The organism is Exiguobacterium antarcticum DSM 14480 (assembly GCF_000685865.1).
Taxonomy (GTDB): domain Bacteria; phylum Bacillota; class Bacilli; order Exiguobacteriales; family Exiguobacteriaceae; genus Exiguobacterium_A; species Exiguobacterium_A antarcticum.
On record NZ_JMKS01000001.1, the window covers coordinates 84,338 to 103,979 of the forward strand.

Genomic DNA, 19,642 nt, shown 5'->3' on the forward strand with positions numbered 1-19,642 from the left:
TCTCTATGTATGAGCCGCCCTGCCTCATCTTCCTTTAGTCTACCATTTTACCAATAATTTGGGTGAGCTCAACTTCCTCTTTCTGTGGTATTCTTTTTCTAAGACGGTTTGTCAAATTAAGTGCAACACTTCTTCCGAGAAGACCTCGTATGCAGTTTTCCAGTTGAGACATTTCCGTGGTCTCCCATTGATCCAGGCGAGCGCTTGAGCGAGTTCAGAACGACTGACCTTTCCGAAATCCGTCCCCTTCGGGAAAAATTCACGGAGAAGACCATTGGCGTTCTCGTTACTTCCACGTTGCCAAGAAGAATACGGATCCGCAAAATACATCGGTACGCCTAACGTTTCACGAATTCGTTCATGACAGCTAAACTCTTTTCCACGATCTGTCGTCGCGGTTTGAAACGTTCCCGACGGGAAGTAGAGATGCAATGCTTTAATCGCTGACTCCATCGAGGCAGCGGACCGATCCTCCATCGGCACAGCGAGATAGAAACGGCTCTTTCGCTCGACGAACGTTGCGACACATGCCTTGGATTTCCCTCTGGCTGAGACGACAGTATCCAGCTCCCAATGTCCAAACGTTTGGCGCCCTTTGACGTCGGCTGGACGTTTACTGATTGGTAATCCGACATTGAAGCGTCCACGCGTCTCACGTGGTTTCTGACGCTTTCCCTTTTGGCGAAGAAAACTAGAATTGGCCTCGACGAGGCCCGTATAGATCCAGCGATAAATTGTCTTGAAGGATAGTCCTTCTTCTTGGAATAAACGTCCGGCAATCTGTTCAGGCGACCATGTCTCGCGTAACTTTTCGAGGATACGAACTCCTTTTTCTAGCGTGAACTTCGTCCGTGCACCGCACTTCTTTTTGCGCTCAACATAACGCTGGTCAGCACAGGAAGCATCATAGTAAGGGTTTCGTTTTAATTCTCGTGAAATCGTAGAAGGTTGACGCCCCAGGCGTCCCGCAATCTTTCGGACGGATAAACCTAAATCGAGATACGTTTCTATTTTGACTCTTTCTGATGTGGTAAGATGAATATAGCTCATAACGAATCCTCCGTTGAATGTGGTGTGGTAACTCCATTCTACACGAGGCCGTTATGGGCTTTTTGTGTTTTCCGTCAGGTGTTGCACTTAATATTACAATTCGTCCTAATCAAAAATGATTCCTGAACAGCATCTATGTCTATCCATCTGGAGGTAAACCATGCAAAAACAGTCTTCGATGCTGCTGATTTTACTGGCGGCAATGCTTTGGGGTACGACCGGCACGTCCCAAGCCTTTGCGCCGGAAACGGCCCATCCGATTGCGATCGGCGCAGTCCGCTTGGCGGTCGGTGGCTTCTTTTTACTCAGTCTCGTCTTACTGACCGGAAAGCTGACCCTAAAAGATTGGCCGCTGCAAACGATTTTCCTCGCTGCACTCAGCATGGCCGTCTATCAGCCACTATTCTTTTCCGCCGTTCTCATGACCGGAGTCGCCGTCGGAACCGTCGTTGCAATCGGCAGTGCGCCGATTTTTTCCGGAATGATTGAATGGCTGGTCTTAAAAAATCGACCCGGCACTTTTTGGTGGCTGTCGACGTCACTATCGATTACCGGCTGCCTGTTGCTCGTCATGAATCAGGCAACGGTTTCGGTGAATCCGCTCGGCATTTTGCTCGCCCTCGGTGCCGGATTATCGTTTGCTGTCTATACGTTCGTCAGCCGGAATCTGGTCAAGACGCACTCTCCGTTATCAGTCGTCGCGGTCGTCTTTACGCTCAGCGCCCTGCTGTTGTCACCGCTGTTGTTCCTGTTTGATGTGTCGTGGGTCTTCAGTCTGCGCGGCACCGGCATCAGTCTGCATCTTGGCGTCTTCGCAACAGGTGTTGCCTATCTGTTGTTCGCACGAGGTCTTGCGCATGTCTCGTCTTCGACGGCTGTCACGTTGTCGCTTGGTGAACCGTTGACCGCTGCCCTGCTCGGCGTGTTTGTCCTCGGGGAAACGTTAAGTCTGTTGTCGTGGGTCGGCATATTACTTTTATTCTGCGGTATCGGTCTGCTCATCTGGTCGTCGCGTTCGACACGTCAGCCGGACATCCTCGAACTCGCTAAAGAAAAACACTCTTAAGGAGGGAATCAGTCGTGCACATTACATTCGAGAAGCTCTTGTACCGAGAAGACTATCAGATTGCGCTCGATCACATTGTCATGAACGAGGAAAACGGCAATCGACTGGCACTCTATTTTCGCGGCCATACGGACGAAGTCATGGTGCTCATCGGTGACTATTCCTGCAATTATTTTGAACTGTTGTTTGAAGCAGATTGCGTCCTGCTCCGCTCGTCGGATTTGCATGAACTGGATGACGGACTGGAGTTCAGTACGATTCCGCTCGTCCTATATAAGGACTCGGCACTCCTGACCTTTGCGACAGCCTGGATGGGCTTGAAGCGGGACCCGTCGCGAGACTGGACCCACTACGCCATCCGGGCATTCGAACAGGACTTTCATGTCCTGTCCCCGCGTCCGCCGGTCTTTACAGATCTTGGTCATAAGATGAGTGATTTTACGGTCAGACATTCTTTTAATCTGCCAAAGGAAAATTGACATAAAAAAGCCCTACCTCGCCAAAGGTAGGGTGATGCGACTCGTCCCGTTCGACGGCTTGCGCCGGGCGGGACGTATTTTAATTATACATAGCGCGCCAGTGTTTTTTCAATCACCTGGATTGAATCGACCGGCGCAAACCGTTTAACGACCCGCCCTTGGCGATCGACAAGAAACTTCGTGAAATTCCACTTGATGTTTGACGAAAGTAGTCCTCCCTGTTGCTGTTTTAAATACGTATACAACCGGTGTTCCGTCGGTCCGTTGACGTCAATCTTCTGAAACATCGGGAACGTCACGCCGTAGTTGCGCTGGCAAAACTGCATCGTTTCTTTCGGATCGGCGAACTCCTGATGGTTGAACTGGTCACACGGAAAGCCGAGGATTTTGACGCCTTGATCGGCATACGTTTCGTACAACCGTTGCAAATCCCCGAGCTGACCGACGAGTCCGCATTTACTGGCTGTATTGACGATGAGAAGTACCTCTCCGGCATAATCCTGCAAGGAAATGGTCTGTCCGGTTGCGTCTTTCACCTTAATCTCATAGAGCGATGGCATCCCGTCGCACCCCCTTTTCCGTCAGTATACTCCGCTGAAAAAGCTCCGTCTTTTTTGAACACGCAATCAGTTGACTACCAGATGGATTCTTCCCGGTCACTCAGCTTGATGACAAACGGCATGATCAACAGAAAAAACAGGCTGACGTATCCGAGTGACAGATAGTGTTGGGTATCTTTTGAAAGATATTGTTTTTTACCGCAGTTTGGGCAGTCCTTGCCATGCTTCACAAACCCAACAGCCAGTATTTCTTTCGTCTTCCACTTGTAGTCACAATTCGTACATCGTACCATCTCATCATCCCCTTTGAATTCTTTTACCTGTTTTTTAAGGTAAAGGTTTCGTGATTGGGATGATTGGTTGAGAAAAGTCAATCAGCGAAACGTGCTCATTCCTTAGTTTTAAAGCTTCTCTCCACTTCCTGAAACGCTTTTATCCAATCCCGAAAATCGTCGTCCACATGAAAATACTCATCCGGACTATTTTGAAAATCCATTCCACAGACTGTCGTCAGACAATGAAAGGCGGCCAATTCCTCCTTCGTCAACGTCCGGTCTCCCTTCTCTTCCATCCATTCTAAAGCCGTCATCCGTTCATCTATAAATCATTCACGTAGAAAAATTAAGTATTTCCCTCTAGGTAGATTCGATTATCAGTGATTGAATCAGTACCGCCCTCTTTAATTCCCATGGTATAATTTTACATATCGAGTTTCGATCTCTATTCGTATTGAAAAACATGAGCTTTTAGCATCCTAATCATTTAGAAATGGAGGTCATCCCGTTGAACAAAGTAATTGCTCCGTTGCTTTGTGTCCCTTTCCTTCTGTTATCGGCATGTACGGACAAAACGGACGAAACAGAAAAAGCCGTGACCCACCAAGAAAGTAAAGAATTTAAACCGGAAACCGTGAAGATCGACAAGGATAGTGAATTAAACATCGTGCCGCTTTATGCGCCCTATCAAACGTATTTGAAAGCATCGCTTAAAGCCGACACTTCAGAAATGGATATAAAAAATTACGCAAAACATGTCCTCGGTTACATAGATGAGATTGGGGAGAAGCAAAACTTTGATACGACCAGTTTAAAAACATTCTTCATGTTGCAATCAACAGCTTACGAGAAGGATCTGCTGGACCAAACGAATGAATTGATAAAACAGCATGACGAAATTAAAAGCATCATTACGAAAAACTATATCGCTTCCCACGAAGCGCTCCCTAAAAAGAAAGCTACGATTTTCATCGCACCGTCTAATCCGGAATTTTGGTCGATGACGGATCCTTTAGCCGGAGTGTCTGGGGCAGCTTTTCAGGACTCGATTATTATTCAACTAAATCCTAACTTCGATAAAGAGGTTTTGGCCTATACGATTGCACATGAATATCATCATCTGGTTTAAAAAGATACACCCGAGTTAAGCAGAATCGACACATCACTTGATTCGTTCATCTTCGAAGGGAAAGCAGACGCCTTTGCCGATCGGATCGTCACGAACGTCTCGCCTCCTTGGAATGTACCGATGGATGATACGACCAAAAAACATGTGGCGCGTCTGATTCAAAACGGCGAAGCCAATTATCAGGATGTCGCCATTGGGAACGAACAAAAAAATATCCCAATTTGGAGCAGATACTCTCTGGGACGTGATATCTTAAGTCATCATTTGAAGGCCCATCCTGATCTTTCCATCAAAAAATGGACGTATGAAGAAAATGAGGACAATTTAGAGGGTTATAAGTATCAAAAGCGCATTGAATCAAAAGATTTTTGACACATAGAAATACCACTTACGAAGGAGGGTAGTTTCACATGCGTAAATATTTATTGATCGGCTCAGTGATTATCATCATTGCTTTTTTCGTTCAATTCGAACCTTTCCGTGATGAACCTCCAGATCCCCGTGTCGAGATAAAGGGAAAAAGTATTCCAACGGTCCAAGGGACATTTTGCTGGAGTGGCATGTTTAGTAGTCAATGTGTAGACAAAATCTACGTAGACGGTCTGCATATGACTGAAAAAAGTAAACCGGTCACCGTCATGCCGAACGAGAAAATCCAGATTTCCTTCGATCCAAAACCTGATACAATCAAAATCATTCGATTTAACAAGGTGACCGGTAAGCCGGTTACGTTAAAAAATAATCAACTCGTAACACCGAAAGAAGCCGGCACATATGCCTATGAACTTCAAGCAAGATGGTCTGAGAATGGTGATGGTCAGTTTGCTTTCTTAATCAAGGTAGATTGAAGGGTAAACAAATGGAGCTCGTGTCTGTACTAACATTTAAATATGTATTACAATGTATTACAAAGGAGATGATAAGAATGAGTACGATTTCTGTTCGACTCGATGATCAGGATACGCGACTGATCAAAGAATATGCGAAAGCAAAAAACATCACGATTTCTACACTTGTTCGCGATGCCGTCCTCGATCGTATTGAAGATGAGATTGATTTACAACTCTATCATGATTCCATGGCAGCACACCGCAAAAAATCAGAAGCAATCTCGTTTGACGATATGATGAAGGAACTTGATTTAGAATGACAGCATATACAGTGGAGTTTGAGCGCGGAGCTCAAAAGTCCCTTAAGAAGATGGATCCTCAACAATCGCGGATCATCATGTCCTGGATCAAGAAGAACCTGGTCGGGGCGGATGATCCGCGTCGTCATGGAAAGGGACTTGTCTCGAATCGTTCGGGTGAATGGCGGTATCGCATCGGCGACTATCGTCTGATCGCTGACATCCAAGATGACAAAGTCGTGATCTTGATTCTTGAGATCGGGCATCGTCGAGATATCTTTGAACTACCTCCACCTACGCTTCGCTAAGAGATGGAGGATTCCTGAGTTATTCAACCTAGCGGCCAAAAAATTATCAGGCTAACCCCGTCGTCCCGACGGTTGAACGTTGATCTTGTCCGTTTCTTTTATACGGATGCCTACTCTGCTTGGTTTTCGCTACTTCGGTCATCCGCAAGGTGAACGTTGAAGATTTTACGTGACAGACGAACTTCCTATCACAACCCTATATCTTCAGTTTTCAAAGAACATGACTCTTTTTTTGTTCCTGATTTTAATTGTTTTCAAACCAAGAGTGTCGGACAATTGACGTGTCGCAAGACACGCCTTGCCCGAAGACGATTCATTTCCCACTTGCACTAGGGCTTCGCCCTGAACGTTTAGAAGTGGGAGTATTCTCGTCTAATTTTGATAAATAAGGGAGTTAAGACTCACGAATGAGGAAACATATTCGTTTTATCTTTTTAACGACCGTTTTTGCAAACATCACTTAAACATTATTCATACGTATGATGAAAAGGAGGAAAGTGACCTCACCTCTAACAGAGAAGGGATTTTGCTCCTTTTGATAACTTTAGGTGTTACTTAGTCTACGCTGTTCAGATCCCCATACCATTTTTTCTATCCTAAACTGTCTTCTATCAGTCAGCTATTACCGGTACACCGTCCTCTTCTCGATTCATAATGCAAAAATTCGTGGTTTTAGAGGGTTACAGGCAAAGACATTTAAGGCGCCCCTTCCCTAGTTGGCAATTTTATGTAAAAATATATAATCATATAGTAATTTAAACAGGATGTGACTCGATGCAAAAAGTTCTATTCTATTTTTCCGTACTGAACAGCCTTTACCTCGCAATTAACTCACTCACGTTTTCAGACAGTCTTCTCAATGCACCGCTCGGCCTAACAACACTGTTTGCCGTCCTTTTGATGTTTCTTAATGACAAAGCGAAGAAAACGGGACGATCGTTTTTTACCAAATCAACGGATGTCCTCAGTTTCATCAATATCCTGATTGGATTTTCGCTGATTGTCTTTATCTAGGAGTGAGGAATACCGATGACGATTTTTATTGATTTGGGATCATAATCGAAAATTTAAGAAGAGCATACATAGGAAGCACATGTACGCTCATCTTTTTGTAATTAAACACGCTAATATTCGTTTAATTGCGGAAGGATCTTCATCTGGATGGTCATTTCTTCAAAATCTTCTTGAGGATGTGGACCGCAAGAGCAATCAGAGCACATCCGATACCTAGCACTAATGCTAGAAAACTTGATAAATGTAACACATTTAACCTCACCTTCTAACATGGATGTTACCTGATAACCTTTGATCAGTGCCGGTTTCATACTAACATTATTTCTCATTCTCTCACTTGTTACTCAGCTTGATAAGCTTTTAACCAATGGTACGGTTGCAACTCACAGAGTGCTTTAAAGACCAGTGCTTGCTCGGGATTTGTGACAGCAGCTTTGACGTCCGCACCAAAGTAAAACAGACGCTCCTGGCAGACACCGCATGGACTCAAAATCTTGAACGGTGCCTGTTCATCGTCCCGCACGACACAAATTGTATGTGTGATCCGACAGTTCAACTTGTGTGCTTCGAGGATGGCACCTGTCTCAATACACAATTCGGTCGACGCGTTCACGACTTCCGGTGCGACACTAGTCAAGATTCGTCCGTCATCGGTCGCAATCGCTGCCGCTCCGCCCCATCCGTTCGGATACCTCGTTTCGATTAATTCTTTTGCTGCCTCAAATAACTGTTGTTCGATATTCATTTCATCACTCCTGTGTACAGACGCATTTTGACGAATTCATAGCTTCCACCGTTTGTTGACTGCTGAAACTGTTCAATCGTTTCAAAACCGCTTTTAGTGTACAGCCGGATTGCCCGTTCGTTAAACGTTGCGATGGCTAATTCAATTTGACGTGGTTGATACTGCTTGATCGCAAAGGCAAGACCGGATTCCAAAAAGGCCGTTCCGTTTCCTCGTCCCGTCAAATCAGGTCGCATCCCTAACGCCAATTCAAGGCTGTCCTGTCCGGGTTCGAACACAAAAAATCCGATCAGTTGCGTACCGTCCATCACAGCATAGTAATGTTCCGTCCGTTGATCCGGATCCAAAAATTCCGCCAGGTCCTCTTGATCATTCGGCATATCGTAGAACGCAAAGTCACCCTCGTATTGCCAGTCATACGCAATCTGTTCCGCCTGACGTTGTGTCAGTGGTAAATAGGTATAGGTCATTGCAAGCGACCTCCTTTTCAAAATGAATTTATGTGTTAATCAAGATCGATTTTTTCTGTATTCGAGTAACAGTGGTGTCAGATTCAGTCCAATCGACACAATCGTTAAGAACCACCAGGCGCGTTCCATTCCGGGAACAACGTCTGCCAAGGCCGCCCAATCTTCGGCTTCGACCCAGTTCGCAATTTGACTGTTTTCCGCACACAGCGTGAGCGCCGTAAGCGATAACCCGACAGCCATTGCCAGCTTATAGTCCTTGCCGATGAAGTACAAAATCAGATTCACCGCCGTCGCGAAGATGGCAAGTATCCCAAACAGTAGCCACATGACACAATTCCTCCTCTCCTTGTTGTGTTTCCTATTGTTATTCCTTTCGACAATCAATCAAATGTTTTATTTCTTATCTTCAAGATAAAGTGTTTCATCGATTTCTTCATACGTCGAAACATCACCATACGTTACAGTTAGTTCAGTGTCTTCTGACCACTCCCAAAAGTAGTCGCCTTGCGCGATGATAGCACGTTCTAAAAAACATTCGAAATTTAAATTTAACGCAACAGCAGTGTCCAGACCATCCGATGGATGCACGACCGTGATATATGGTTTTTTAAAGGAGTCTTCTGTATCTGTACATTGATTTTTATCAATTAAAATCCATTTCTCATCTATTTGACCTATGATCCAGTAGTTTCCTTCTGAGACGAGACCGTCTTCTGAATGGTGCTCTTCCGACATTTCGAGCATTTCCTCAAGAGGAAACAATTCTAGGATTAAATCGGATTCTGTTTCAAATAAACCGCATCCATTATGTAACGTTAAAAAATGTTTGTAGTCCCTTGGTAAAGAAAAAGTATCTTTCAGGAAGTGTGAATCAATCTCTTTAGAAGTTAACGGTGTATTGAAGGTGCAAGTTGCCCATCCATTTCTCCCGTATCTCCCCATAATAAATCTCGGTTCGTTTTTGAACATTTGTTTGAGCAAAATCAACGTTCTTTCAATCCGTTTCATTTTATCTCCTCCTCAATTTTTTCGAACTATAATCACGCCAAAATATCCTTTTCAGTTTATACCTTTAGTTGGAAATAAAGATACTAGATTACAGGCTTTATGATATGATCAACACAGTGTTTTTATTACATTTATTACCTATTTTATCATTAGAAGGAGGGCTTTAGATGAGTGGTGATGGACTACTTTGGAGTATATTATTACCAAGCTTAATCGTATTAAATGTATCAGCTATCCTTTTATACAAGAAAGGGAAAATGCCTTTATGGGGATCCGGCTTACTAATTGTCATACTCGGACCAATCATCGCTTTGATAACCGGCCCTGTTTTTTTAAAGATCGACCATAGTATGGGCGGAGACGGTTTTGGAGCAGCTTATTCAGCAGCTTTTATTGGATTCGTGATCGTTGGTAACGGGATCCTGTATCTCATCATCGGTCTCGTATTAGGGATTAAGAACTTCATTAAACGACGGCAAGTAAAACAGTCAAGATGAAACTACAGAGTATAAAAAAACCATAACTTCGAATCATGATGCATGGTCTGCTCACTTGAAATCCTGTATTCTCATACGATTCCATTCTTTTTCCTGATTTGTCCGAAACACTTCTCGACCTCGATCCCACTCTGCAATCAAACAAAGCAGACCAAAACCTGTCATTAGCAGGTAGTGCATTGTACTGACGGACTCCACGTTACCATACCGCCAAGTCATTCCCGCTACAAAAAGCAACGGAACAACTGCCCCTAAGTACACATTCTTTTGACTGGATAATATATACTGCACTCCGAGTATGCCGGCATAAAGTAACCCCATCCACAGAAAATCCATTCTTCTTCCTCCCCTAGTCGAGCATATTTTAAAATCTTCAACTGTCAAACGCCTTTTTATACATACAGGCTGGTTTCTTCAACCATTTGCCACCATCAATAATTTACCATATTAAAACGAAGAATGATTTGATATTTCTGATGATTGGCTCATCACCATAACACGTGGTTGCTATTTTAACGACCAATCTCAAGGCGCAATCTCAAAAAGAATCGTTCGAGGTTTCGGTAGCCATAACCACGACGTTTAATGAGCTTAATCTTATTGTTCGTCCCTTCCATTTTCCCATTCGATAGTGTCGATACAATGGTGTGACGCATCGCTTCTTCACGGCCACGAATCGCTTTCGCGATTTTCGCAAGAGGTCCGCACGGATGGAACTGATAACGTTCCAGCCAGTCTTTCAGTCTTCGGCATGCCTGCCCGTCGCACGTTGCTTTCAACACATATCGGATATGTTGGAGTCCTTGATAAAGATCCCGGGTAAACGAGTCTTCTAGAATACAAGAATGGGCGGCCTCTCGATCTTCAAGAGCCAATGCTTCCGGACGACAAGCGAGAGCACGATCAATCACACGAACATGATGATGGCGTCTTGCCTCGTTCAAAAAACGACGCCGGCGGCGAAGAGCATCCGTAAAGAACTGGATGAGATGAAAACGATCCAGCACATGCGCTGCATTCGGGAAGACACGAGTAGTTGCCTTCGCCATCGCAGGTGCAAAATCACTGACGACAGAACGAACATCTCCCAGTACACCTTGAAGCGCAGCCGTAATCGCCGATACGTCCCGGCCCGGGACGATAGACAGAAGACGTCCAGTCTTGGCATCAAGAACGATCGTCGCATAGTGGTGTCCTTTTCTCGTGGCGAACTCATCGACGAGGATGTGTGTCGCCTGTCCCACTGTATCCACTGAAGCGTACTGATAAAACCACCGTTCCACAGTCGTATAAGGAAGTTCATATTCATGCGCAACATCTGAAATTGTCCGGCCATGGCACCGTTCTGTGATGCCTTTTCGGAACACTTCGGTAGAAGTACGGACGAGTCCGAGACCGTAGTCATATACGAACGTCAAATCACAAGAGAGGCATCTTTGACGTGGGACATCCAGTTCGATCCACAAGGCACCGACTCCCCACGCATGACCGTGTCGAAAACGACGACGCTTTTTCGAATGCAGGATGGTCTTTTTTTCGCATAGCGGACAAGGGATTTCATGTGTATCAGGAATGACAGGAAATACGTGCGGTTCTTCATCGGACGACATCTGGATTTGAAAAAGGGCTGGAAGCGGAAGAATTAATTTGATAAACTGTTGGGACAAGGCGAAAACTCCAATCGTGGTTTGTCTAGACAACAATTACGATACCGGGGTTTTCGCTTTTTTTCTATGTTCGATTTAAAATCCGATGGATTTTATGTGTCAACCACACCTTATGGTGATGAGCCTGATGATTACAAAAATGTAAGTGAGCACCTAAATAAAGCGAAGCTAAAAAACGATTCTTCTCGTGTAAGAGAACAACCGTTTTTCGTCTTCAATCTGAAACACTTAATTGGATGCTATTCTCTATACACGCAAGGATGATAATTTGACTAATTTTAATCAAACAAAGCATAATGATAAACAGCAAAGCGTTACACAACTCGCTCTGCAATGAAAGGATGTTGGTTATGTCATCAAAAAAAGTCTGGTCAGTAGAAGGTTATGAAGAGCATGGTGTAGAGAACCATCAAAAAGCAACTATGACGGAAACGTTCACGAATGAGGCCGATGCTCGTAAAGCTGCTAAAAAAATGGCGGATACGTACGATCAACTCGATGTATATGTGATCTATACGAATACATCAAGCGGTAAAGCAGAAGAACGTTTCTTTAATTCGGATGGATCTTATAGTGAAGAAGGATTTGAATGGTAACATTTCAGCCGTCGATTTGACGGCTTTTTTGTACGATGAATTATACTATTAAGCACAATACCTAACTGAATACACAAAAAGAACCGCTCAACAGAGCGGTTCGTGAGAATAATCCCGAGTTAGTAGTAAAATTATTCATATAAGACTGCACCCCTATTTTTAAACCGCACGTATATATTTGTGAAATATCGTACTTCAATCATTTGTTAAAATGCGGTAGCCTCATTAACTCTTTATTCTTTGTTGCTTAGTCAAAACAGAGGCATCACTCTTTTGATAAATTTTTGTTCGTAATCGATCTCCGACTGTGTTTATTATTATGTCAATCGTGTTGTCATTTTCCCAATACAGTTCATATCCGTACAAACTAATGGGATTTAATTTACTTTTTGAAGGAATAATAACTGATGGTGGCAATTCAAATACACATTTATTGTATATACATTTTCGAGACTTTAAATCAATAATCTCTAAAAACAAATTTAGTTGTCCAGATGTCAATACTCCTTTCAAAACAGCTTTCTTCGTTTTAGTTTTATTATTTTTTACATCTATGTTTTGCGTATATATAAAATTTTTTTCATATACATAGTCTTCAAATTTATTTATCTCATCGTCAGATAAACATTCTCTAAACTTTGAATGAATCAAACCTTCTTTTAGAGTTTTCAAAGTTTCCCTTAAAAACTCTAAATCTTTTTTAGATTTTAACTCATTTATATTAGTTTCTTTAAAATAATATTCGCGCTTTTCTCCATTTTCAGTTCTGATTCTTCTTTCTTCTTCTTCTGTTAAATTCTCGTAAAAAATAATATAAAAGGAACTGTATTTAGGAATTTTTTTTCTCATTTTTTTCAAAAACACTTGGAAAAGATACACTAAGGGTACATTTCTTACATCAAAATAATCAATATCAAGTTCTTTTTTTTCATTATTTTTAATATACCACACTTCTAATTCTAACATAGTATCTACCTCTCTTAGAGTCTATAATGATATGGTGGTTTCAACTTATAATTTAAGACATTCCTGACATAATTAGTATGACGCCTTTCCCAATTTCTTACGTTTAGTCCACCTCTCATGTTTACTTTTACTATCTTTGAAGCATGTACATTGCCGTAGGCTCAATTGAATCTTTTAACCTGCAATTCTGCTTGTTCTATGTGTACTCACGATATTTCTGTTAATTATTGTAACATGTCCCATTTGTTTTTAGTCCGACAAGGAGATGGTCTGCGTTATAAACGCACTCCCTGATTGGTTTGCCAGCCGCACCTGATCATCTTTCATGTTGTGTGAGCACTCTTCATTTTTCTAATAAAATGCAAAAAAACCGCTCTGTTGAGCGGTTTCCCGAAGAAATCCCGATTTTCACACCAACTGTGCAATGAGTGTGCAATGGGATTTTCTGAAGGGCTAGAAACGGCTTAAGACTGCGGCTTTTTGCGACGCAAACCATAATATTGATAAAACTGAACTTCAATATTTCCGTTATAAAGCTTACGACGTTTTGTCGCCGGGCGACCGAATGCTTTTTCGAACTCGACGTACGACGTGATCATGTAGACACTGTAGTATGGGAATTCACGGAACGCATTACCGATCTTCCGGTACAACTGATGGACTTCACGTGCGTCTTCGAGACGTTCCCCGTATGGCGGGTTGCCGATGATGACACCAAAGTCTTCCTTCGGCTTGAAGTCGGCTGCGTCCCGTTGCATGACGTTGATTGCGTCCCGGACGTCAGCGAGCTCGGCGTTTTGTTTTGCGAGCTTGACCATCTCCGGATCCGTATCGTTGGCATAGATTTTGAGCGGCTTGTCCCACTCGGCTTTGTCGTTCGCTTCCTTGATTGCGTCGAACCAGGCTTTTTTCGGAATACAGGCCCATTCTTGCGAAGCGAACTCACGGTTGATCCCAGGTGCGATATTCCGTCCGATCATCGCCGCTTCGATGGCAAGTGTTCCTGAACCTGTAAAGACGTCGTACAGCGGCATATCCGGCTTCCAGTTCGTCAGCATCAGCATCGCTGCTGCCATCGTTTCTTTCAGTGGTGCCGCGGAGTGGAACTCGCGGTAACCGCGTTTATGGAGGGCGTCGCCTGACGTATCAATCGTCAGTGTCGCAATGTCTTTTAAGAGCGCGACTTCGATTGGGAAGCTGGCACCGGTTTTCGGTAACCACTCGTCGCCCATGTTGTACGCTTCCTGCATATGCGAGACGATCGCTTTTTCCGTGATTTTCTGACAGTCACGGATGGAGAACAACTTCGATTTGACCGAGCGGCCGTTGACGACGTAGTTCGCTTCCCACGGCAACAGTTCGCTCCACGGGAGGTCTTTGACCTGATCGAATAATTTTTCGAATGACGTCGCCTTGAATTCGGCGACGACGAGTTTGACACGGTCCGCTGTCCGTAACCAGAGGTTGAGACGGGGAATATCTTCAAGCTCACAATCGATGTAGACTTTACCGTCCTCGACCGTACACTCGTATCCTAAATCGCGGACTTCCTTGGCGACGAGGGCTTCGATCCCCATTGCCGCCGTCGCGATGACTAAACGTTTTGCCATGATTGTTCACGCTCCTACCTGTTTTTAAAATTCCCAAGTTCAGTTCAATAAAAAAAGAGCCCAGTTGGACCTGGACTCTCGTTCAAAGTAAAAATAACAGCCTATGTGGTCCTGTAAGCCATGTTCTGTTCCCTAGTGTTGCAAACGGTTTGACCCTCACACGTGGGCGACAATCATCTATCTCCGTATTTACATACGCTCTCCTTCGCGTTCAGTTCCGCTCCGGAAATTCCCCTACCAAATTTGGGTTTCTCGCTCGTGGGGTTTACCTCGTTCCACCCTTACTGTTTCCAGTAAGGCTCCGTCACTGTGGCACTTTCAAGAAGTTTCGGCCATATCCGAAGACTTAGGCGTTCCTTCTGCCGTCAGCACGACGCTGCCTACACTTATCTTTTCGTGTAGCACGATCACTACAACCATCGCAGGTTGTGCGAGCATGGACTTTCCTCAAAGCACCGAAGTGCCCCGCAATTGTCCGAACCAACATAGTCACTGCTTAACAGTGTAGCGCACGTCACGGATTCTAGCAAGAGGTATTTCTCGATCAATGGGCGGAAAAGTTGCGTTTCCCCGTGAATTTGCGGTATAGTACAATGGTTCAGAAGGGGGCATGTACTATGAAAAAACGACGCTCTGGTACGAACCAGCGTACCGTACGGAAATTGACGTTCTTGATCGAGATTGATGAAATCAAGGCACTTCATCTCCGGAACGGCATTTTTGCCTTTTACCGCAAGGGTGAACTCATCCATGCGTTCGAGCCATTTAATGTAAAACAACCTGATGCGTTATCAAAACGGAGTTACCATTTCGACCAACATGATATCTTATTGATGAATGAACGGTTCCCGCAACAGATTCCGCTGTACGATGAAGCGATGACGTTACGGTCGTGGGCGAATCAAGTCGAATACGGCTTGTATCAGCTGATTGACACGGGACGTTTGTCTTTCATTCATGAAGACGATACCGGGTACAAAATGGAAGCGACGATTCAGTGGACGGGCGAAACGCTTGCCGTTCCGACGCCGGTCTATAAAAAAGGAAAAGACCCAAAGTAAACACTTTGAGTCCCAGGCTGTCTCCCACTTGGTGAGACGGCTTTTTTTGATTACTTGACGGTGATGAGACGTTCCGTCACCCGTGTGTGACGCCCGGATGACGTCGCAAAGACAAGTTTATACGTCCCCGTTTCTTTCAGGGCGTAGGAATACTTGTGCGTGCCGTTACGCAGATAGTCATTCGTAAACGTCTTGACGACCTTGCCGTCCTTGTAGAGACGGGTCAACGTCTTCGCGTTTGAATACTCGTCAAAGTAAAACGAAAACGGCTGATTCGGTTTCAAGACCGACGGGACCGACACTTTGGAGACGGGTGCCGGAATCCGGGCCAGCATGCCGGCGTTCAGACGACCTGTTCCATAGTGTAACGTCGTATCCCCGGCTTTTTTCGCCGCTGCCTCGTACAATTTACTGCGAAGCGTACTGTTCGTGATGAACGGATTTTTTGATTTTGCGAGGGCGATGACACCACTGACGATTGGTGTCGCCATCGACGTCCCGTCGAGATAACCGTACTTGTTACCGACGATCGTCGAGTAGACGCCTTCCCCCGGTGCCATGATGTTCAACCCTTTCCCGTAGTTCGAGAACGTCGACGCGCGACCGAGCGTACCGACCGACCCAACGGCGATGACGGATTTCATTGAAGCCGGGAACAAAAGTTTATTGCGTCCGTCATTCCCCGCCGCACTGACGACGACGATGTTCTTCGCTTCCGCTTTTTTGATCGCCGCTTCCATGTACGGATCGTACTCGTACTGTCCAAGTGACAAATTGATGACATCCGCGCCTTGTGCGATCGCATACAGAACGCCGTCCCCGATGTCGATCGAACTCGCGAAGTCGCCGTCAAAGACGTCAGCGCCAATCAGTTTGACGCCCGACGCAACACCGACGATCCCTTTGCCGTTTTCCGCTGCCGCGACGATGCCTGCGACATGCGTCCCGTGATCGTCCGGTTTCCGGATGCCGGAAATCGTCGTTGCCTTATAGATGACATTCTTGAACTCCGAGTGATTGACGTCAATCGCATCATCGATGATCGCGACGCGTACGTCGGATTTGCCGCGGCTGTACTTCCAATAAGTAGGAATACGCGATTGGTCCAAATATGTTTGTTGCAATTGCGCTGAATCGGTCGCCTTCTCGACGACGCTGACCGGAATCAGATCAGCTTCGACATCGGTCTCATCGAGGTGTGGTAACGGTTCGACAAGCGAAAAGCCGTCCTGTTTCAGTTCCCGGACTTCCTGGAGACCTTGCTCCGACAACCACGTTTGTTTTTGTTGCTCCGTAAAAGTTGGATCATACTGCACATATTGAGAATTAGCGAACGCAGAGGTAGGTAACCCTACGACGACAGCAAATGTGAGTAGTGCAAGTTTCTTTTTCAATGTGGACCCTGCCCTTCTCTTTTTACACGCCGATTCTATTGATGTGCTGATCCAAACGGACTAAAAAAATGGAACGGTCCCATCGGATTCTTCGCTGACTTCAAATGGAATGATTTTTCCGATCGTGACATAGGAGTAGTAACGGACGAGGACAGCACGCCAACGGTTGGCATCAATCCCGGTCAGATCCTCTCCGAGCGGTGACCCGTCAAACGTCTCGAACTGTTGGCAGAAAAAGGCTTCCTCTGCCTCGCTCCACGTGACGGTTTCTCCGATAAATCCGGTTGAAAATCGGACAAAATCGGCGATCGATGGACCAATCACTTCAGACGGCAAACGTTCGCTCATCCGTCCGACCAGTTCATACCGATCGCGCTCCGCCTGATCGGCCTCCTCTAATGAGTGGCACAACAAGACTTCCCGATTGATTTCAACCAAAACGACATAATCACCTCTCGGCAAATTGACGTGTATCATCCCTACACCCCTTGGATTAAATTCGTGTAGTATCTAGATGTCACTTTCTATGGGTTAACTTATAATGTCCATTTTCGATCAAACATCAATTCTATCGGTTCGTTATCCTTAGACTTTAACATACGAACCCGTGTCGTATCAATTTGATCGAGTAAATCCATGTCACGCAATGACTGGATGACCGGTGCTTCCGCCTGCTCGATCCGCGTCCGGAACGGTGTCAACAAATCCTGTTGCCCACTCGCGATCGCATACCAGGCAAGGCGGGCGAATGGTTCATCCTTCGCCGTTTCTAAGGCGTAACTCTCAAAGATGTCTGGTAAGTAACTGGCAAACTGGTCCAGTGCGTCGATTCGCTCCGCGAGATCGAGAATCGTCAACCAACTCGGCAACGACAATAACGATTCACTTGACCACCAATCGATTAAATCAATATGTTCCTTGAACAGCTGTTGCGCTTCCGGACGGTCGATGAAATGCTGCATCGTCTGAATCAATTCGTTCCAGGCGATCGACCAGTATTCATCAGACGGATTGGCGGAGATGAAAAATTGACGGTAGACCGTCAACAGTTCCGACACTTCCTGGAGATGCTCGACTTCCAACCGTTGATTCAACCGACTAACTGCTTTTGTAAAATAACTTGGTTCTAACGTCAATGCCATATACAGTAATTTCGGGACATCTTTTAGTTCGCCTTGATCGACCGTCTCAAATAATTCCTGGATCCATTCGGGTTGTGGGTTCGTCATACGTTTTTCTCCTCTGCATAGTAAATGTATTTACTATACCCGAAAAAGAATTAGCGTAATCCTTTTTCTCATAATGCCCCGATCTGTTTCGCTGTTTCTTCACTGCATAAAACGATCAACGTCGTATTCGGCGGAATCGGTTCATCAAGCCGGCGGTTCAAATCCAGCCGTTTGCCGTCCGATAAAATCGTCACCCCGTCTTCGAGCATCGCGTGGAACGCTTCCCGGAACGTCGCCCACTCCGGTTTTGCCGGAAGCGAAAACATGCCGTCCCCGTCTTTCGTCAACAGATTGGTCACGACCTTCGTCACGCCGGGATGGTGGGCGGCGAGAATCGCCATCCGGGCAATCGTCTCGTCTCCGAGCAACACTTCATCGACCTTGACTTGTTCGAAACTGTCGAGGTGTTCTTCTAACATCATCTCAACGATCGTATAGATGTTCGGATTGGCGCGTTCGATACTCGCCGCGATCAATAAGGTCCGACCGTCGGCCAGTGCCGGCGGAATCGAATGATCGGCGAGGACGATCGCCCGGGTCGCCTTTTTGATGTTCGCCCGTTGCAGCGTCGATTCGAGTGCCGGATCGCCGCTGACATAATGGAACCGGGGGTGGCTGAACGGTTCACGTTCCAAGTCGTCGATCAAGATGACGTCCGTCGTCTCCAATAACTCATCGATGACGTGTTTCGAACGCCGGCTGTAGCCAAACACTAACGTATGTCCCGTTTCTTTCACTTGCAATAACCCTCTTTCCTTTTGATTGCGGATCAATTGGACGCCGTCGACGAGCTTTGAAATCAAGCCGCCGACAATCCCGATTCCGAAGATGAAGACAAAAATCGTCATGAAGCGACCAAAATCCGTATTCGGGAAAAAGTCCCCGTATCCGACCGTCACGACGGTCGTCATCGTCCAGTAGACGGCCCGGAAGTATGTCCCGAACGTGTCCGGTTCTGCGAGATACATGATCAAGGCGACACCAAATACAAACACGAACGAGGCGTAGCCTAACGTCCGCATCCTCAAAAAGGACATGCGGCGTAAAAATCGTAACCAGACCATAACTTTTTTTCACCCTTTCCGAACAACTTGTCCTTTCGTCCTGTCAATAAGGGCGAAGGAGGTGATACACATGACACAAGCAGAAGAAATCAAGACCAGCTTAGTCGTCGTCTTCGAACGAAACGACAAGGTCACACCAAACGGGGATGCCGTCATCGCCCGCCGTCGCTTCAATGGACTGCGCGCCGATCTGGATCCACAAGCTGTCGCTTCGATTGGTCAAGCGATCGGGAAACTGCTCGCTGGCGCATACACGCACACGGAGATCAGCCGTGACTTTGCCTTACTTAACGCCTAACACACCCACTCACTAAAGGAGGAATTG

Annotated in this window: 27 protein-coding genes and 1 other RNA gene; 12 read left to right on the forward strand and 16 right to left on the reverse strand. The window is 45.5% G+C overall.

The window, feature by feature from the left end:
- Positions 1-111: 111 nt before the first annotated feature.
- Positions 112-1,050 carry an IS30 family transposase gene (locus tag P404_RS0100600; protein WP_026829704.1) on the reverse strand — a complete coding sequence of 313 codons (939 nt, stop codon included), beginning with the start codon at positions 1,048-1,050 and terminating at the stop codon, positions 112-114.
- Positions 1,051-1,210: 160 nt separating this feature from the next.
- Here P404_RS0100600 and P404_RS0100605 point away from each other — a divergent pair, with 160 nt between their 5' ends.
- Entirely contained in the window at positions 1,211-2,116 is a 906-nt protein-coding gene (locus P404_RS0100605; protein WP_026829705.1) for a DMT family transporter, read from the forward strand.
- Positions 2,117-2,130: 14 nt separating this feature from the next.
- The gene (locus tag P404_RS0100610; protein WP_026829706.1) at positions 2,131-2,595 is read left to right on the forward strand and encodes a hypothetical protein; all 465 of its coding nucleotides are present in this window, start codon (positions 2,131-2,133) and stop codon (positions 2,593-2,595) included.
- A gap of 83 nt (positions 2,596-2,678) precedes the next feature.
- Here P404_RS0100610 and P404_RS0100615 read toward each other — a convergent pair whose 3' ends face one another.
- Positions 2,679-3,155 carry a glutathione peroxidase gene (locus P404_RS0100615; RefSeq protein WP_026829707.1) on the reverse strand — a complete coding sequence of 159 codons (477 nt, stop codon included), beginning with the start codon at positions 3,153-3,155 and terminating at the stop codon, positions 2,679-2,681.
- Positions 3,156-3,229: 74 nt separating this feature from the next.
- Complete coding sequence (locus tag P404_RS0100620) at positions 3,230-3,448, reverse strand: hypothetical protein (RefSeq protein ID WP_026829708.1); 219 nt, start codon at positions 3,446-3,448, stop codon at positions 3,230-3,232.
- A gap of 490 nt (positions 3,449-3,938) precedes the next feature.
- Between P404_RS0100620 and P404_RS18710 the strand changes: the two genes are divergently transcribed.
- From P404_RS18710 to P404_RS0100650, 6 genes are all read left to right on the forward strand, one after another.
- Entirely contained in the window at positions 3,939-4,559 is a 621-nt protein-coding gene (locus tag P404_RS18710; protein ID WP_236624182.1) for a DUF2268 domain-containing putative Zn-dependent protease, read from the forward strand.
- Between the two features lie 120 nt (positions 4,560-4,679).
- A complete protein-coding gene (locus P404_RS18715) occupies positions 4,680-4,931 on the forward strand; it encodes a DUF2268 domain-containing protein (protein WP_236624192.1) in 252 nt (83 codons plus the stop codon).
- Positions 4,932-4,969: 38 nt separating this feature from the next.
- Positions 4,970-5,407 (forward strand): hypothetical protein, encoded by a 438-nt coding sequence (locus tag P404_RS0100635; protein WP_026829709.1) that lies wholly within the window; start codon positions 4,970-4,972, stop codon positions 5,405-5,407.
- A gap of 77 nt (positions 5,408-5,484) precedes the next feature.
- Complete coding sequence (gene relB, locus P404_RS0100640) at positions 5,485-5,709, forward strand: type II toxin-antitoxin system RelB family antitoxin (RefSeq protein ID WP_026829710.1); 225 nt, start codon at positions 5,485-5,487, stop codon at positions 5,707-5,709.
- Positions 5,706-5,996 carry a type II toxin-antitoxin system RelE family toxin gene (locus tag P404_RS0100645; protein ID WP_026829711.1) on the forward strand — a complete coding sequence of 97 codons (291 nt, stop codon included), beginning with the start codon at positions 5,706-5,708 and terminating at the stop codon, positions 5,994-5,996. Before relB ends, P404_RS0100645 begins: the two co-directional genes overlap by 4 nt.
- 774 nt (positions 5,997-6,770) lie before the next feature.
- Entirely contained in the window at positions 6,771-7,010 is a 240-nt protein-coding gene (locus P404_RS0100650) for a hypothetical protein (protein WP_026829712.1), read from the forward strand.
- A 340-nt stretch (positions 7,011-7,350) separates the two neighbouring features.
- On the opposite strand, the gene P404_RS0100655 is transcribed toward P404_RS0100650, so the two are convergent.
- The 4 genes from P404_RS0100655 to P404_RS17960 form a co-directional block, all read right to left on the reverse strand.
- Positions 7,351-7,755: a cytidine deaminase gene (locus P404_RS0100655; RefSeq protein WP_026829713.1), complete on the reverse strand. Its 405-nt coding sequence runs from the start codon at positions 7,753-7,755 to the stop codon at positions 7,351-7,353.
- Positions 7,752-8,225: a GNAT family N-acetyltransferase gene (locus tag P404_RS0100660; RefSeq protein ID WP_026829714.1), complete on the reverse strand. Its 474-nt coding sequence runs from the start codon at positions 8,223-8,225 to the stop codon at positions 7,752-7,754. Before P404_RS0100660 ends, P404_RS0100655 begins: the two co-directional genes overlap by 4 nt.
- Positions 8,226-8,264: 39 nt before the next feature.
- Positions 8,265-8,552, reverse strand: coding sequence for a hypothetical protein (locus P404_RS0100665; RefSeq protein WP_026829715.1), 288 nt, complete (start codon positions 8,550-8,552; stop codon positions 8,265-8,267).
- A gap of 66 nt (positions 8,553-8,618) precedes the next feature.
- Entirely contained in the window at positions 8,619-9,233 is a 615-nt protein-coding gene (locus P404_RS17960) for an SMI1/KNR4 family protein (RefSeq protein ID WP_026829716.1), read from the reverse strand.
- A 167-nt stretch (positions 9,234-9,400) separates the two neighbouring features.
- On the opposite strand from P404_RS17960, the gene P404_RS0100675 reads away from it, so the two are divergent.
- Positions 9,401-9,730, forward strand: a complete 330-nt coding sequence (locus P404_RS0100675; protein WP_026829717.1) for an ABC transporter permease — start codon at positions 9,401-9,403, stop codon at positions 9,728-9,730.
- 51 nt (positions 9,731-9,781) lie between these two features.
- On the opposite strand, the gene P404_RS0100680 is transcribed toward P404_RS0100675, so the two are convergent.
- The gene (locus P404_RS0100680) at positions 9,782-10,066 is read right to left on the reverse strand and encodes a hypothetical protein (RefSeq protein ID WP_026829718.1); all 285 of its coding nucleotides are present in this window, start codon (positions 10,064-10,066) and stop codon (positions 9,782-9,784) included.
- A gap of 176 nt (positions 10,067-10,242) precedes the next feature.
- Positions 10,243-11,397, reverse strand: a complete 1,155-nt coding sequence (locus tag P404_RS0100685) for an ISL3 family transposase (protein ID WP_034773861.1) — start codon at positions 11,395-11,397, stop codon at positions 10,243-10,245.
- 350 nt (positions 11,398-11,747) lie between these two features.
- Between P404_RS0100685 and P404_RS0100690 the strand changes: the two genes are divergently transcribed.
- Positions 11,748-11,993: a hypothetical protein gene (locus tag P404_RS0100690; protein ID WP_026829720.1), complete on the forward strand. Its 246-nt coding sequence runs from the start codon at positions 11,748-11,750 to the stop codon at positions 11,991-11,993.
- 225 nt (positions 11,994-12,218) lie between these two features.
- On the opposite strand, the gene P404_RS0100695 is transcribed toward P404_RS0100690, so the two are convergent.
- The 3 genes from P404_RS0100695 to rnpB form a co-directional block, all read right to left on the reverse strand.
- On the reverse strand, positions 12,219-12,959 hold the full coding sequence (locus P404_RS0100695) for a hypothetical protein (RefSeq protein WP_026829721.1): 741 nt from the start codon (positions 12,957-12,959) through the stop codon (positions 12,219-12,221).
- Positions 12,960-13,423: 464 nt separating this feature from the next.
- The gene (locus P404_RS0100700) at positions 13,424-14,569 is read right to left on the reverse strand and encodes a THUMP domain-containing class I SAM-dependent RNA methyltransferase (protein ID WP_014970202.1); all 1,146 of its coding nucleotides are present in this window, start codon (positions 14,567-14,569) and stop codon (positions 13,424-13,426) included.
- A 109-nt stretch (positions 14,570-14,678) separates the two neighbouring features.
- Positions 14,679-15,052, reverse strand: an RNA gene (gene rnpB / locus P404_RS18130) — RNase P RNA component class B.
- Between the two features lie 134 nt (positions 15,053-15,186).
- Between rnpB and P404_RS0100705 the strand changes: the two genes are divergently transcribed.
- The gene (locus tag P404_RS0100705) at positions 15,187-15,630 is read left to right on the forward strand and encodes a hypothetical protein (RefSeq protein ID WP_236624194.1); all 444 of its coding nucleotides are present in this window, start codon (positions 15,187-15,189) and stop codon (positions 15,628-15,630) included.
- 50 nt (positions 15,631-15,680) lie between these two features.
- On the opposite strand, the gene P404_RS0100710 is transcribed toward P404_RS0100705, so the two are convergent.
- From P404_RS0100710 to P404_RS17130, 4 genes are all read right to left on the reverse strand, one after another.
- Positions 15,681-17,024, reverse strand: a complete 1,344-nt coding sequence (locus P404_RS0100710; protein WP_026829723.1) for a S8 family peptidase — start codon at positions 17,022-17,024, stop codon at positions 15,681-15,683.
- Between the two features lie 60 nt (positions 17,025-17,084).
- Positions 17,085-17,501: a hypothetical protein gene (locus P404_RS0100715; protein ID WP_026829724.1), complete on the reverse strand. Its 417-nt coding sequence runs from the start codon at positions 17,499-17,501 to the stop codon at positions 17,085-17,087.
- 59 nt (positions 17,502-17,560) lie between these two features.
- Positions 17,561-18,253: a hypothetical protein gene (locus P404_RS0100720; RefSeq protein ID WP_026829725.1), complete on the reverse strand. Its 693-nt coding sequence runs from the start codon at positions 18,251-18,253 to the stop codon at positions 17,561-17,563.
- 68 nt (positions 18,254-18,321) lie between these two features.
- A complete protein-coding gene (locus P404_RS17130) occupies positions 18,322-19,317 on the reverse strand; it encodes a potassium channel family protein (protein ID WP_236624196.1) in 996 nt (331 codons plus the stop codon).
- Positions 19,318-19,387: 70 nt separating this feature from the next.
- Here P404_RS17130 and P404_RS0100730 point away from each other — a divergent pair, with 70 nt between their 5' ends.
- Complete coding sequence (locus P404_RS0100730) at positions 19,388-19,615, forward strand: DUF1659 domain-containing protein (protein ID WP_026829726.1); 228 nt, start codon at positions 19,388-19,390, stop codon at positions 19,613-19,615.
- The last annotated feature ends 27 nt before the right edge of the window (positions 19,616-19,642 follow it).